This is a genomic window from Pseudonocardia oceanicola (assembly GCF_047200735.1).
GTDB lineage: Bacteria > Actinomycetota > Actinomycetes > Mycobacteriales > Pseudonocardiaceae > Pseudonocardia.
Genome location: NZ_JBJZON010000002.1, coordinates 347141 through 361688 on the forward strand (window position 1 = coordinate 347141; position 14548 = coordinate 361688).

The window sequence follows — 14548 nt, forward strand, 5'->3', positions numbered from 1 at the left end:
CGGGGCGCTCACCGCGGACCCCCGACCGGGGCGACGCCGGTCGTCGGGACGGTGAAGTCCACCGTGTGGATCGCGCCGGCGTGCCGGAACCGCAGGAAGAGACGGTAGGTGCCCTCCGTGGGCACGGTGGCGGCGAAGGCGATGCCCGGGCCGGCCCGCTCCCCGGGCTGCGCGTGGACCTGGGCCCGCACCGCGGCGTAGGCCAGGTCGCCTGCGCGCAGCGCGACGAGGTCGCCGAACGCGCCGCGCTCGGGAACGAGGTCGGTGACGGCCCGGCCGCCCAGACTGACCGTCGCGAAGATCGCGGACTCGGTGCCCGCGTGCAGGTCGCCGTCGATCCGGACCTGGTAGTCGCCCAGCCGGGCGGCCCGGGCGGTGGGGAACTGCAGCGGTGCGAACTCGCCGGGCGCGAAGACGTCCGTCCCCAGCACGGTGGGTCCGTCCCCGGCCGGGGTGAACTCGGCGAGGACCCGCCAGGTCCCGGCGGTGGGCAGCCGTAGCGGGGCGCGCCAGGTGCCGTCGACGGCCATCTGCGGGTGGACGACCTGCAGGCCCGCACCGTCCCGGCGGACGACGAGCAGGCGCAGCGCCGAGCCGTCCGCGCAGGGGGTGAAGGCGGTGACCGCCCGGCCGTCCGGTCCGGTGACGACGAACGTGAACTCCGTGGCGCGCCCGGCGGTCAGGGCCCTGGTGGCCGGGGCCAGCGTGTAGCCGTTCGCCGTGGTGGCGAGGCCGTCCGTGCCCGCCCGGTCGACGGCCGCTTCGGACGCCGCCGGATTCGTCCCGGCGTGCGGGTGAGCAGGGGCCTCGACGGCGGAGGTCGCCGCGGGCGGGGCCGGGGTGGCGGGGGCGAGCGCCGGCCGGGCGAGTGCGCCCGCACCCCACGCCGCGCCGAAGACCACGCCGAGGACCCCGACGTAGGCGCCGAGACGTACCGCCGTGAGCATTCCCGCTTCCTCCCGCCGACCCCGTGCCGGCGGGCCGAACATACCAACGGGGGGTATCCGTCCACGGAGCCGGGTGCGGGCGCGGGTGGTGAGGCGGCCCGGCTGACCAGCGGCGACGGGCGCTGCGGCAGCCGGAGTGGCCGGACGGGAGCCGTTCTTGCCATCCTCGAACCGTCGTCTCTCTCTCGCTGCCGCTCGTTCATCCGCGGTTCGCCCCGTCGCCGCCCGCGCCGGTGGGGGACCCGGGCGACCTCGGCGCGCTGCCGCCGTTGCCCGAGCACCAGCCGGCCTGGCCGGGCCGGCACGTCCGGGCCGGCGGCGTGACGCTGCACGTCCGCGAGACCGAGGGACCCGACGTCGAGGCGGTCTACGTGCACGGGCTGTCGGGCTCCGCCACGAACTGGACCGACCTGGCCGGTCTGCTGGCGCCCCGGGCGTCGGGCACCGCCGTCGACCTGCCCGGCTTCGGCCACACCGAGCCCCTGCCGGCCTGCGACTACACGCCCGCGGCGCACGCAGATGCGCTGCTGTGCTGGTTGGCGGGGCGGGGGCGGCCGGTGCACCTGCTCGGCAACTCGCTCGGCGGCATCGTCGCGATGCTGGTCGCCGCCCGCCGACCGGAGCTGGTGCGCACCCTCACCCTCGTCTCGCCCGCCATGCCCGACCGGCGTCCCGACCCCCGGCGGATGTCGGACCCGCGGATGGCGCTGGCGTGGATCCCCGGCCTGGGCAGCCGGGCCCGCGCGCAGCTGGCCGCCATGACGCCGCGGGCGCGCGCCGAGGCGACGATGAGGCTGTGCTTCGGCGATCCGGCCCGGGCCACGGACCTCCGGCTGGACGAGACCGCTCAGGAGATCGCCGCCCGGGGCCGGCAGCCGTGGGCGGGGCAGGCGATCGACCGGTCGGCGTTCGGGATGTTCCGCAGCTGGATGGGACCCGGCCTCTGGCGCGTCGCCGCCCGCGTCCCCGTCCCCACACTGGTCGTGTGGGGCGACCGGGACCGCCTGGTCAACCCGCGGTTGGCCGCCCGCACCGCCCGCGCCTTCCCCGACGGGCGCCTCGTGATGCTCGACGGCGTGGGGCACATCGCGCAGATCGAGACACCGGACCGGGTCGCCGCCGCCGTCGGGGCGTTCTGGGACGCCGCGGCGGATGGGAACATGTCCGGTGACGAACGTGTTGCGGCAAGGGACCGCTGAAGACGCGCAGGGAGTTGTGGGACATGGCGCTACCGCCGCTCGTGGAGCCGGCCGCCGAACTGACCAAGGACGAGGTGGAGCGGTACAGCCGCCACCTGATCATCCCGGACGTCGGGATGGAGGGCCAGAAGCGGCTGAAGAACGCGAAGGTGCTGGTCGTGGGTGCCGGCGGGCTCGGGTCGCCCGCGCTGCTGTACCTCGCCGCCGCGGGCGTGGGCACGCTCGGCATCGTCGAGTTCGACGAGGTCGACGCGTCGAACCTGCAGCGGCAGATCATCCACGGCCAGTCGGACGTCGGGCGCCCGAAGGCCGAGTCGGCGCGGGACTCCGTCAAGGAGGTCAACCCCTACGTCGAGGTGCGGCTGCACCAGACGCGGCTGGACTCGTCCAACGTGCTGGACATCTTCGCCGACTACGACCTGATCCTGGACGGCACGGACAACTTCGCCACGCGGTACCTGGTGAACGACGCCGCGGTGCTGTCCGGCAAGCCGTACGTGTGGGGTTCGATCTTCCGGTTCGAGGGTCAGGCCTCGGTGTTCTGGGAGGACGCCCCGAACGGGCAGGGCCTCAACTACCGCGACCTCTACCCCGAGCCGCCGCCGCCCGGCATGGTGCCGTCGTGCGCCGAGGGCGGCGTGCTGGGCGTGCTGTGCGCGTCGATCGGCTCGATCATGGTCAACGAGGCCATCAAGCTGATCACGGGCATCGGTGAGCCGATCCTCGGCCGGCTGGTCATCTACGACGCCCTGGAGATGACCTACCGCCAGGTCAAGGTGCGCAAGGACCCGGACACCCCGAAGATCACCGAGCTGATCGACTACGAGGCGTTCTGCGGGACCGTGTCCGACGACGCGCAGCAGGCCGCGGCCGGCAACACGATCACCGCGCTCGAGCTCAAGGAGATGATGGACGCGGGCAAGGACTTCGCGCTCGTCGACGTCCGCGAGCAGAACGAGTGGGACATCGTCAACATCCCGGGTGCATCGCTGATCCCGAAGGGCCGGATCATCTCCGGTGAGGCGCTGTCCGAGCTGCCGCAGGACAAGCCGATCGTGCTGCACTGCAAGTCGGGGGCCCGGTCGGCCGAGGCGCTCGCCGTCCTGCACAAGGCCGGGTTCGCCGACGCCGTGCACGTCGGCGGCGGGGTGCTGGCCTGGGTGAAGCAGGTCGAGCCGGACAAGCCGACCTACTGACCCGTCCTTCGCATACGTCCCGCACCGCCCGGCCCGGTTTTCACCGGACCGGGCGGTGTGGTGTGTCCCGGGCTCTCCGGTGCGTCCGCGGGCGTCGCGGACCGTGATCGACTGGTGGCGACCGGGTGCCGGTGGCGAGCGGAACGGAGCAGCGCCGCGGCCGCATGGCTGACCGGCCGTGAGCAGCTGCGCTCCGATGAGGACGGTCGTCGGACCCGGCGCCGTAGCATCTCGTTCCCCGGCGGCGGATGATCATCCGCCGGGGCGAGGGGGTGCCGGGTGGTGGGTCCGGGGGCGGACGGTGACGCAGGTCGACACCCGTCCGATGTGGTCTGCGCGCTGCCCGGCTGCGGGGCGGCGATCGAACCCGTCGTCGGCCGGCCGGACCGCAGGTACTGCTCGACCGCGCACCGGGCGGCGATGCGCCGGCTGCGCCGCGCGGCCGCCCACGCCGCGCAGGACCCGCGGGTGGTGGAGACCCTGCCGTGGTTGCGCGAACCGGAGTCGCCGTCCCCGCAGGTGTCGTTGCCGCGGGAGGCCGCGGCGGGGGTGCGTCGGCGCCCCGGGCCCGGCACGCCGTCCGGCCGCTCCGGGTGGGCGCGGTCCGTGACCCACCGGCGTGCGGTGGCGGTGCTCGGCGCCACCGCGGTCCTCCTCGGCGCGTACGTGCTGAGCGTCGCCTCCGCGCCGGTGCCCGCGCCGCGCGGGGTCGTGGCGGGGCCGACGTCGACCGAGCAGTGGGCGAGCCGCGCCGAGCTGCTGCTGGTCGGGGTGAACCGGCAGCTCGACGTCCTGGCGCGGGCCGAGCAGACGTGGAACGCCAGTGAGGCGGCACGCACCGGCACCCCGCCCTCCGCGGTGCGGCGCCTGCAGCAGCGCCGCCAGCTCCTCGAACGGCAACGCGCCACGCTGCAGGACCAGCTCGAGAGCTACCGCGAGCTCGAACGCAGCGCCGACGAGCTCGAGCGCGCCGAGGCCCGGCTCGCGGCGATCGAGAAGCTGCTGGCCGAGGACCCGGCCGGCGACCGGGCCTGGTCCGCGGCACTCGCGGTGCAGCGGGACCTGCGGATCCGGCACCGCGACGGGCTCCGGCGGCAGGTGCAGGCGCTGCGCACCGGCGTCGACGCCGCGTCCCGCACCCCGTTGCCCGACCCGGCGGTCGAGGACGCGCGGACGGCGCGCGTCTCTGCCGAGGTGCTCGACACCGCCGCGGGGCGGCCCGTGGCGCCGCCGCCGTCGCGGCTGCACACCTCGCCCCCGATCGCCCAGGTCCGGGACGAGGAGGAGGACCGGCCGGCCGTCGTCGTCGGGACGAGCGGGCCGCCCGACCCGCGGGGGCCGATCGACGAGACCGCCGAGCGGGACCGCGACGGGCGGCGTGCCGGAGGCGCCGTGCGCGCCGCCGGTCGGGAGGGCGGGCGGGCCGTCGGGTCGGGTGGGCGCGCCGCCGGTCGGGCCGTCGGCGCGGCCGGGCGCGGAGCCGGTGACGGTGTCGGCCGGGTCGGCGAGGACGCCGGCCGGACCGTGGGTGCGGTGGGCCGGGCCGCCGGCGCCGGGCCTGCGGGGGAGGGTGCCGGGCGGGCCGTGGGATCCGGTGCGCGCGGTGCCGGTGAGGCCGTCGGCGCGGTCGGGGAGGGCGGTGGTGAGGCGGTCGGCTCCACCGCGGAGGGGGTCGGTCGCGCGACCACCGCGACCACCACGGCTGCCGGGACCGCGCTCGACGAGGCCGGGCAGGGCCGGGTCGGCGCTGCCGTCGGCGCGCTGTCGGAGGGGGTCGGTGACGGTGTCGGCCCGGTGGCCTCCGGGGCCGCGGGCGGGGTCGCCGCGCTCGGGGCGGCCGCGGGTCGCGGTGGGGGAGCGCTGGGCGGTGCCGGCAGCGACGTGGTCCGCGAACTCGGGGGAGTCGCGGGCGTGGGGACACGGTCCGCCGCAGGTGGGGCCGCGCCCGGGCCGGGTGCTCCGGACGAGGTCGCCCCTGCGTCGTCCGGTGGCGGCACCCCCGCGGGGGTGGAGGGCAGCCCGGATGCGGTCCCGGTCGTGGCGGTGCCCGCTGCGGCCGCTGCGGTCGGCGGTGGGGTGGGGGGAGCGCTCGGGCGAGCGGCGGCGGTCGAGGCGTCCGCGACCGGGGTGCCGGCTCGCGCGGCAGTTGATCCGACCGCGGCCGCCGTGCAGGCGATGGCCGCCTCGGCCGCACCGACGAGCCGGTCGGCCCCCGCCGGTCTCCCCGACCCCGCCGCGGCAGGGGTGCACGCCCGGTCGCGGTCGGCGGCCGACGGGCCGGCGTCTGCCCGCCGCGCTGCCGAAGCCCTGGTCACGGAACGGGTGGAACGGGTGTCGCAGCAGGCCGGCGGGTCGGCGGCGGCGATGCGCGAGGCCGTCGCCCGGGAGATCGCGGGTGATCGGGGAGGGGAGGCCTCGGACCCCCACTTCCCCCGCGCCGACCGGCAGAGCGACTCGGACGGCCCCCACGCCTCGGGCGGCACCGGCAGTGCGGTCCGGAGCGGCTCCTCCCGGCCGGACCGCGACGACGCGGCCGGCCTGGCCCGCGCCGCGTGGGACCGGGCGACCGCGGCTGCCGGGTCGTACCGCTCCGGCTCGTACCGCTCCGACCCCGACCGCTCGGATCTCGTCCGCTCGGACCGCGACCGCTGGGACCGCGACCGCTCGGACCGCGACCGCTCGGACCGCGACCGCTCGGATCACGACCGCAGGGATCGCGACCGCTCGGATCACGACCGCTCGGATCGCGACCGCTCGGATCACGACCGCAGGGATCGCGACCGCTCGGATCACGACCGCTGGGACCGCGACCGCTCGGACTACGACGGCTCGGAGCGCCGCGGTGGGGACCGGCACCGTTCCAGCTACGGCGGGTCGGATCGTGAGCGCTCCGGAGGGGACCGCTCCGACCGCCACGGGCCCGCCGGGAGCTCCGGGGACGCCGATCCGGAGAGCGGATCGAACCGGCACTCGCACCACGCCGACCGGCGCTCGCACGAGCGCCATCACCACGGTGATCACGGCGACGGCACGTGACCGGCGCACGCCCGGCGACACGTGACCCGCGCACGCCCGCGACCCGCGCACGCCAGGCGACACGCCCGGTGACCCGCGAGCGCCGGCGACAGGTCACCCGCGCACGTCCCCGCGACAGGTGACCCGCGCCCACGACCGGCCGCCCCCTCGACCCATCGACGATCACCAGCTGTGGACGCCCACGGACGGATTTCGACACTCCACGTCCAGGACCGACGATCACGACCGCCGCGGAGGGTGCGCGCCCGCGCCGCGACGCGGGCCCGACCCCGCACGATTCTCCGCGTGGCACACCTGATCCGGGGGGCGGCGCAGGTAGCGTTGCGCCCCGTGACAGCACCGACGGTCCCGCAGGCGAGCGCGCTCCCCGAGCACGTCCGCGTCGCCTTCGGCGTGAAGGACGCGACGCCCCGCCCCGTGGTCTGGGCCGGGCAGCGGGCCTGGCACTGTGGCGAGGTCCTGCTGCGCCCGGTCGCCGACAACGCGATGGCGGCGTGGTCCGCGGGCGTCCTCGAGGCCCTCGACGTCGAGGCGGTCCGGTTGGCCCGCCCCGTCCGCTCCTCGGACGGTCGGTGGGTCGTCGCGGGCTGGGCCGCGTCCCGCTTCCTGGCCGGCGCCTCGGAACCCCGCCACGACGACGTCGTCTCGGCGAGCCTGCGCCTGCACGCCGCGACCGCCACCGTGCAACGTCCCCGCCTGCTCGACAACCGGGACGACCTGCTCGCCCGCTCCGCCGCCGCGGCGTTCGGCGAGCGTCGCTTCGCCCTCGACGAGGCCTCCGGTGGCCGCCTGTTCGCCGAGCTCGCGGCGCACCGGCGGCCGATGAAGTCGCCGCCGCAGGTCGTGCACGGCGAGCTGTTCGGCGCCGTGCTGTTCGACGGCGACGGTGTCCCCGTCGTCCTGGACCTGGTGCCGTTCTGGCGGCCGCCGGAGTGGGCGGCGGCGGTCGTCGTCGTCGACGCGATCGCCTGGGGCGGGGGCGACGAGGGCCTCATGGACCGGTGGGCGCACCTCGACGAATGGCCGCAGGCGCTGCTGCGCGCCGCCCTGTACCGGCTGGCCCTGCACGCCCAGCACCCCGATGCCTCGGCCCGCAGCGTGGCCGGGCTGGAGCGGGTCGCGGGCCTCGTCAGCGCCCGGCTGTAGAACCACCTCACGGCCCTGACCTGGGCGTCGTGACCTCACACCGCGCCCGTCGACAGGTTGAGCGGGCCTTTGCGCCGGTGTCACACGGCGCCATTCCGGGGTAATCCCCGCTGCCTACCGTCCTGTGCATCCGAGAGACGTGAGCCCCACGGATGCCACCAGGAGGACGGGCGTGACAGCCACCGCAGAAGGACCTATCGACACGGACACCCGGACCGTGTCCCACGGCATCGTCGGAGGGCGGTGGATCCAGCACTGGGAACCGGAGGACGCCCGCTTCTGGGAGCGCACCGGTAAGGCGATCGCGAACCGGAACCTCTGGGCGTCGATCTTCGTCGAGCACGTCGGGTTCTCGGTCTGGACCCTGTGGTCGGTCTTCGTCCTGTTCATGGGCCCGGAGTACGGCGTCGACGCGGCCGGGAAGTTCTTCCTCGGCGCGACCGCCACCCTCGTCGGTGCGATCCTGCGGGTGCCCTACACCTTCGCCGTCGCCCGCTTCGGCGGCCGCAACTGGACGGTGATCAGCGGCGGGATGCTGCTGATCCCCACGATCGCGGCGGCGTTCGTGCTCCAGCCCGGCACCCCGTACGGCGTGTTCGTGCTGATGGCGGCCCTGGCCGGCGTCGGCGGCGGCAACTTCGCCTCGTCGATGACGAACATCAACTCCTTCTTCCCCGAGGGCCGCAAGGGCACCGCCCTGGGCCTCAACGCCGGCGGCGGGAACCTGGGTGTCGCGGTCATCCAGCTCTTCGCGCTGCTGATCATCGCGACGGCGGGTGCGAGCCAGCCGAAGATCCTCCTGGCCGTGTACATCCCGCTGGTCGTGATCTGCTCGATCGTGGCGGCCTTCTCGATGGACAACATCGCGTCCGTCAGCAACGACAAGGGCGCTTTCTCGCTGGCGATGAAGGAACGCGACACCGGCATCATGTCGGTGCTCTACATCGGTACCTTCGGCTCGTTCATCGGGTACAGCTTCGCCTTCGGCCTGGTCCTGCAGACCCAGTTCGGGCGGACCCCGCTGCAGGCCGCGGCCGTCACCTTCATCGGCCCGCTGCTCGGCTCGCTCATCCGGCCCGTCGGCGGCTGGATGGCCGACAAGCTGGGTGGCGCCAGGGTCAGCGCGGTCAACTTCGTGCTGATGGCGGTGTCGGCGCTGATCTGCATCCTCGCGTCGGGCACGGAGTCGCTTGCCCTGTTCACGCTCGGCTTCATCCTGCTGTTCGTCTTCTCCGGGATCGGCAACGGCTCGACCTACAAGATGATCCCGGCGATCTTCCGGCGGCAGGCGCTCGAGCGGATCGGGCAGGGGACCGACCGGGCCGCGGCGTTGCTGCACGCCCGCCGCGTCTCGGGCGCCGCGATCGGCCTGATCTCGGCGGTGGGCGCGCTCGGCGGCCTGCTGATCAACCTCGCCTTCCGGCAGTCCTTCGCGGCCACCAAGTCTGGCGTCCCGGCGTTCTGGGCCTTCCTGGCCTTCTACGTCGTCTGCGCCGGCATCACCTGGGCCGTCTACCAGCGCCAGGCGGCGTCGGTGCGCAGCGGCGACAGCCAGGCCGCCTTCGCCCGCGTCTGAGCAGCACCCCGCACGAGCAGCACGAGCAGCACGAACCCGCACCCGGGTGCGGACAGGGAGGAGCGGCGTGACGGACACACGGCAGCTCGTGGTGATCGGCAACGGGATGGTCGGGCACCGGCTCGTCTCGGCGCTGCGCGACCGCGACGCCCGCGGCGAGTGGCGGATCACCGTCCTCGGCGAGGAGACCCGGCAGGCGTACGACAGGGTCGCCCTGTCGTCGTACGTCGACGGGAAGAGCGAGGAGGAGCTGCGGCTCGCCGAGCTCGTGGATCCGCTGGTGGACCTGCGGCTCGGCGACCCGGCCGTCACGGTCGACCGGGAGCGGCGCACCGTCCGCACCGCCTCCGGCGCCGAGCTCACCTACGACGCCCTGGTCCTCGCCACCGGGTCCGTGCCGTTCGTGCCGCCGGTTCCCGGCCGCGACCTGCCGAACTGCTTCGTCTACCGCACGCTCGACGACCTCGACGCGATCAAGGCGGCCGCCGCGGCCGCCGTCGACCGGACCGGCCCCGGGCGGCGCTCCGCGGTCGTCGTCGGCGGCGGGCTGCTCGGCCTGGAGGCGGCGCGGGCCATGCGCCTGCTCGGACTCTCCCCGCAGGTCGTCGAGATCGCGCCGCGGCTCATGCCGGTCCAGGTCGACGAGGGCGGCGGTGCGCTGCTGAAGGACCTGGTCACGAGCCAGGACATCGCCGTACGGACCGGGGTCGCGGTCAGCGGCATCCGCGAGGAGCGGGACCGGTTGGTCGCCACGCTGTCCGACGAGGTCGAGCTCGACGCCGACGTCGTCGTCTTCTCGGCGGGCATCCGGGCCGCCGACACGCTGGCCCGCGCGTCCGGGCTGCGCCTCGGCGAGCGCGGCGGAGTCTGGGTGGACGCGACCTGCCGCACCGACGACGAGAACGTGTGGGCCATCGGCGAGGTCGCGGCCCTCGAGGGCCGCACCTACGGCCTGGTCGCGCCGGGGTACGCGATGGCGGAGGTCGTCGCGGACCGGCTGCTCGGCGGCCAGGCCCGGATGACCCCCGAAGAGCTCGACATGTCCACCAAGCTCAAGCTGCTGGGCGTCGAGGTGGCGAGCTTCGGGGACGCGCACGCGGCCACCGAGGGTGCGCTCGAGGTCGTCGTCAACGACCCGGTGGCGGGGACCTACTCGAAGCTCGTGGTGTCCGACGACGCGCAGACCCTGCTCGGCGGGGTGCTGGTCGGCGACGCGTCGAAGTACTCCACGCTCCGCCCGATGGTCGGCATGAAGCTCCCGGCCGACCCGGTCGCGATGATCGCGCCGGGTGGCGTCGAGCTGGGCGCGGACGCGTTGCCGGACTCCGCGCAGATCTGCTCCTGCAACGCCGTGACCAAGGGCGCGCTGAAAGAGGCGATCCACTCCGAGGGGTGCGCGACCGTCCCCGACCTCAAGACCTGCACCAAGGCCGGGACGAGCTGCGGCTCGTGTGTCCCGCTGCTGAAGAAGCTGCTGGTCGACGAGGGTGTCGAGGTCTCGAAGGCGATCTGCGAGCACTTCGACTTCTCCCGCGCCGAGCTGTTCCAGATCATCGCGAGCACCGGGATCCGGACGTTCACCGAGGTCGTCGAGAAGCACGGCCGCGGGCGGGGCTGCGACCTCTGCAAGCCCGCCGTGGCGTCGATCCTGGCCTCGCTCGGCGGCGGCCACATCCACGAGGGCGAGCAGGCCGCCCTGCAGGACACCAACGACCACTTCCTCGCCAACATGCAGCGCAACGGCACCTACTCGGTGGTGCCGCGGATCGCCGGCGGTGAGATCACGCCCGAGGGCCTGATTGTGATCGGCGAGGTGGCGCGGGACTTCGGGCTCTACACGAAGATCACCGGCGGCCAGCGGATCGACATGTTCGGCGCCCGCGTCGAACAGCTGCCCGCGATCTGGAAGCGCCTGGTCGACGCCGGGTTCGAGTCCGGGCACGCGTACGGCAAGTCGCTGCGCACGGTGAAGTCCTGCGTCGGGTCGAGCTGGTGCCGCTACGGCGTGCAGGACTCGGTCGGCATGGCCGTGCTGCTGGAGCTGCGCTACCGCGGGCTGCGCAGCCCGCACAAGCTCAAGTCCGGCGTCTCGGGCTGCGCGCGCGAGTGCGCCGAGGCGCGGTCCAAGGACTTCGGCGTGATCGCCACGGAGAAGGGCTGGAACCTCTACGTCGGCGGCAACGGCGGCGCGACCCCCCGGCACGCGCAGCTCATCGTGCAGGACGTGGACCAGGAGACCCTGATCCGCACCATCGACCGCTTCCTCATGTTCTACATCCGCACCGCGGACCGGCTACAGCGCACGGCGCCGTGGCTCGAGGAGCTCGAGGGCGGCCTCGACCACCTGCGCGAGGTGATCGTCGACGACAAGCTGGGCATCGGCGCCGAGCTCGACGCGGCGATGGCCCGCCACGTCGAGAACTACGCCGACGAGTGGCGCGGGGTCCTCGAGGACCCGAAGAAGCTGGAGCGCTACGTCTCCTTCGTCAACGAGCCGGGGACGCCCGACCCGACCATCTCGTTCGTGACCGAGCGGGGCCAGCCCGTCCCGACGCCGCGGGCGGGTGATCCCGAGCCCGTCCTCATCGGGGTGCCCGCGTTCGGCCGCCAGGAGGTTCAGTGATGACCACGACCGACGAGCGTCCGGCCACCGAGAGGGCGCTGCGCTGGGAGACCGCCTGCCCGCTGGAGCGCCTGCAGCCCGAGCGCGGCGTCGCGGCCCTGTTCGGCGAGGAGCAGGTCGCGATCTTCCGGACCCACGACGGCCGGCTGTACGCCCTCGGCAACGTCGACCCGAAGTCCGGGGCGGCCGTGCTGTCCCGCGGGATCGTCGGCGACCGGCGCGGCGAGCCCGTCGTCGCGTCGCCCGTCTACAAGGAGTCGTTCAGCCTGGTCGACGGCCGGTGCCTCGACGCCGCGGGGGTCTGCGTGCCGGTCTACGCGGTCCGGGTGCACGACGGTCTCGTGCAGATCGGGTTACGGTGACCACTCCGGCGTTCAACATCGACCCCGACGTAGCGGAGAATGCCCTGATGAGCGCCCCCACCACCACCGAGGCGCAGGTCGCCCCGCTCGCGGGCTTCACCGTCGGCGTCACGGCCGCCCGCCGGGCCGAGGAGCTGGGCACGATGCTCGAACGGCGCGGGGCGTGCGTGCAGCACGGGCCCGCGTTGCGCATCGTCCCCCTCGCCGACGACGCCGAGCTGGAGGCCCGCACCCGCGACCTCATCGAGCGGCCGCCGGACGTGACCGTCGCCACCACCGGCATCGGCTTCCGCGGGTGGATCGAGGCGGCCGACGGCTGGGGCGTGGGCGAGGACCTGCTGGCCGCCCTCTCCCGGGGCGAGCTCTTGGCCCGCGGCCCGAAGGCGCGCGGGCAGATCCGGGCGTCCGGACTCACGGAGGTGTGGTCGCCGCCGTCGGAGTCCTCGGCCGAGGTGCTCGACCATCTGCTCGAGGAGGGGGTCGACGGCCGGCGCATCGCGGTCCAGCTGCACGGCGAGCCCCTGCCCGACGTCGTCGAGGCGCTCGAGATGGCCGGCGCCGAGGTCGTCGAGGTGCCCGTCTACCGCTGGGTGCCGCCCGCCGACCTCGCCCCGATGGACCGGCTGACCGACGCCGTGCTGGCCGGCGGCGTCGACATGCTGACCTTCACCAGCGCCCCGGCCGCCGCCAGCCTGCTGGCCCGGGCCGCCGAGCGCGGGCTGCGCGAGGAGCTGATCGCGGCGCTGCGTGGGCCGGTACTGGTCGTCTGCGTCGGGCCGGTCACCGCGGCGCCGCTGGAGGCCGTCGACGTCCCGACGCTGCAGCCCTCGCGCTCGCGGCTGGGGGCCATGGTCCGGGCGCTGGAGGCCGAGGCCCCGGCCCGCGCCCGCCAACTGCCCGTCGGCGGGCACCGGCTGGAGCTGCGGGGCCACGCCGCCCTGGTCGACGGTGAGCTCAAGGCGGTGCCGCCGACCGGGATGGCACTGCTGAGGGTGCTCACCCGGCGGCCGGGGAGGGTGGTGTCGCGCGCCGAGCTGCTGCGCGCGCTGCCGGGCGGGGGCGACGACGAGCACGCCGTCGAGACGGCGGTGGCCCGGCTCCGCTCGGCGCTGGGCACGCCCAAGCTGATCCAGACCGTGGTGAAGCGGGGCTACCGGCTCGCGCTCGACCCGAACGCGGGCCCCTCGCCGGTGGGCGGGCACTGCGTGTCCGGGGACAAGCGGTGAGGGGGGACGAGCGGTGAGAGCCGTTCCGCCGGGCGACCTGTCCGTTCCGATGCCGGCGTCGTCGTCGGCGTGGTCCGCGGCGCGGCCGCCGTTGGTCCTGGTCGCCCACGGGAGCCGCTCCGACGCCGCGGCCGCGGTCGTCCAGGAGATCGCGGCCGGGGCGCGGGCCGCGCTGCCCGGCGTAAAGGTGCGGGTCGGGTACGTCGACGTCCGCCGGCCGGCCGTCGCCGACGCGGTCCGGGGTCTCGACGGCGCCGTGGTCCTCCCTGCCTTCCTGGCCTCCGGCTACCACGTGCGCACCGACCTCCCCGCGCAGCTCGCCGAGGCCGGCGCGGACCCCGCCCGGTTCGTGGTCACGCCCGCGCTGGGCCCCGACCCGTTGCTCGCCCGCGCCGCGCTGGCCCGCCTGGCCGCCGCCGGACACCAGGTCGGCGACACGGTCGTGCTGGCGGCGGCCGGGTCCTCCGACGCGGCGGCGGTGGCCGAGGTCCGGATCGCGGGGAAGATGTTCGCCGACGCCCTCGGCCGCGGTGTGCGGGTCGGGTTCGCCGCCACGGCCACCCCCCGGATCGCCGCGCTGGTCGACGGCCTGCGCCGGGCCGGCTCCGAGCGGATCTCCGTGGTCTCCTGGCTACTCGCGCCGGGGGTCTTCCACACCCGCATCCGTGACTCCGGCGCGGACGTGGTGGGCGACCCGCTCGGCGCGCACCCGGACGTCGTGGCCGCCGTGGTCGCGCGCTACCACGCCGGCGTCGAGACCAGGACTGTCGCGGCATAACGACCCCTGTGAGGGGCGATAGCCGCTATGGCGACCATCGCCACTCACGACGAAGGGGGCGGGGTGCGATCGTGCTCGCGCGGCGAGGTGATCGTCGAGTGCGTGCAGCAACGGCTCGCTGAGGGACCGTGGTAGCACGCGGCTGCTGATCATGGTCGGGGCCGTCGCAGAGGCGCGGCTCGGTTCCTGATCGTCGGTGGGTGCGCCAGGGGCCGGTGCGCAGACCCTCGACGCACTCACACCGCGATCATCCCGACCTGCGCCGTCCGTGATCGTTGTGCGCCTGCACCCATGGCTCGCCGGGAGGCCGTCACTGCACCCGGCTGCTGATCATGGTCGGCCGGTGGAAGCCCTCCGCGCACCGGGTCCGCGGTCGTCCGCAAGCGCGCCGCACGCAGCTCGTGCGGCGTTTCATGATCGCCAGTTGGGTGCGCCGGGGGCTGGAGTGAGGGCCGTCTG

The 14548-nt window shown here is 75.0% G+C and carries 10 protein-coding genes; 9 read left to right on the forward strand and 1 reads right to left on the reverse strand.

Translation table 11 applies throughout. The annotated features are described in order from the left end of the window. Nucleotides 1–8: 8 nt before the first annotated feature. Entirely contained in the window at nt 9–947 is a 939-nt protein-coding gene (locus ACL02T_RS05925) for a DUF8832 domain-containing protein (RefSeq protein WP_412829637.1), read from the reverse strand. 233 nt (nt 948–1180) lie between these two features. Here ACL02T_RS05925 and ACL02T_RS05930 point away from each other — a divergent pair, with 233 nt between their 5' ends. The 9 genes from ACL02T_RS05930 to ACL02T_RS05970 all read left to right on the forward strand — a co-directional run bounded on the left by ACL02T_RS05930 (nt 1181) and on the right by ACL02T_RS05970 (nt 14089). Then, nucleotides 1181–2146 carry an alpha/beta fold hydrolase gene (locus ACL02T_RS05930; protein WP_412829638.1) on the forward strand — a complete coding sequence of 322 codons (966 nt, stop codon included), beginning with the start codon at nt 1181–1183 and terminating at the stop codon, nt 2144–2146. Nucleotides 2147–2169: 23 nt separating this feature from the next. Next, the gene (moeZ, locus tag ACL02T_RS05935) at nt 2170–3342 is read left to right on the forward strand and encodes an adenylyltransferase/sulfurtransferase MoeZ (protein ID WP_412829639.1); all 1173 of its coding nucleotides are present in this window, start codon (nt 2170–2172) and stop codon (nt 3340–3342) included. A gap of 327 nt (nt 3343–3669) precedes the next feature. Next, nucleotides 3670–6378, forward strand: coding sequence for a hypothetical protein (locus ACL02T_RS05940; protein WP_412829640.1), 2709 nt, complete (start codon nt 3670–3672; stop codon nt 6376–6378). A 330-nt stretch (nt 6379–6708) separates the two neighbouring features. Further along, on the forward strand, nt 6709–7524 hold the full coding sequence (locus ACL02T_RS05945; protein ID WP_412829641.1) for a TIGR02569 family protein: 816 nt from the start codon (nt 6709–6711) through the stop codon (nt 7522–7524). A gap of 217 nt (nt 7525–7741) precedes the next feature. Continuing rightward, on the forward strand, nt 7742–9100 hold the full coding sequence (locus ACL02T_RS05950; RefSeq protein WP_412829642.1) for an MFS transporter: 1359 nt from the start codon (nt 7742–7744) through the stop codon (nt 9098–9100). Nucleotides 9101–9167: 67 nt separating this feature from the next. Further along, nucleotides 9168–11723, forward strand: a complete 2556-nt coding sequence (gene nirB / locus ACL02T_RS05955) for a nitrite reductase large subunit NirB (RefSeq protein WP_412829643.1) — start codon at nt 9168–9170, stop codon at nt 11721–11723. Then, nucleotides 11723–12085: a nitrite reductase small subunit NirD gene (gene nirD / locus ACL02T_RS05960; protein WP_412829644.1), complete on the forward strand. Its 363-nt coding sequence runs from the start codon at nt 11723–11725 to the stop codon at nt 12083–12085. Before nirB ends, nirD begins: the two co-directional genes overlap by 1 nt. Before the next feature lie 47 nt (nt 12086–12132). After that, complete coding sequence (locus tag ACL02T_RS05965) at nt 12133–13311, forward strand: uroporphyrinogen-III synthase (RefSeq protein ID WP_412829645.1); 1179 nt, start codon at nt 12133–12135, stop codon at nt 13309–13311. Between the two features lie 13 nt (nt 13312–13324). Beyond that, on the forward strand, nt 13325–14089 hold the full coding sequence (locus ACL02T_RS05970; RefSeq protein WP_412829646.1) for a sirohydrochlorin chelatase: 765 nt from the start codon (nt 13325–13327) through the stop codon (nt 14087–14089). The last annotated feature ends 459 nt before the right edge of the window (nt 14090–14548 follow it).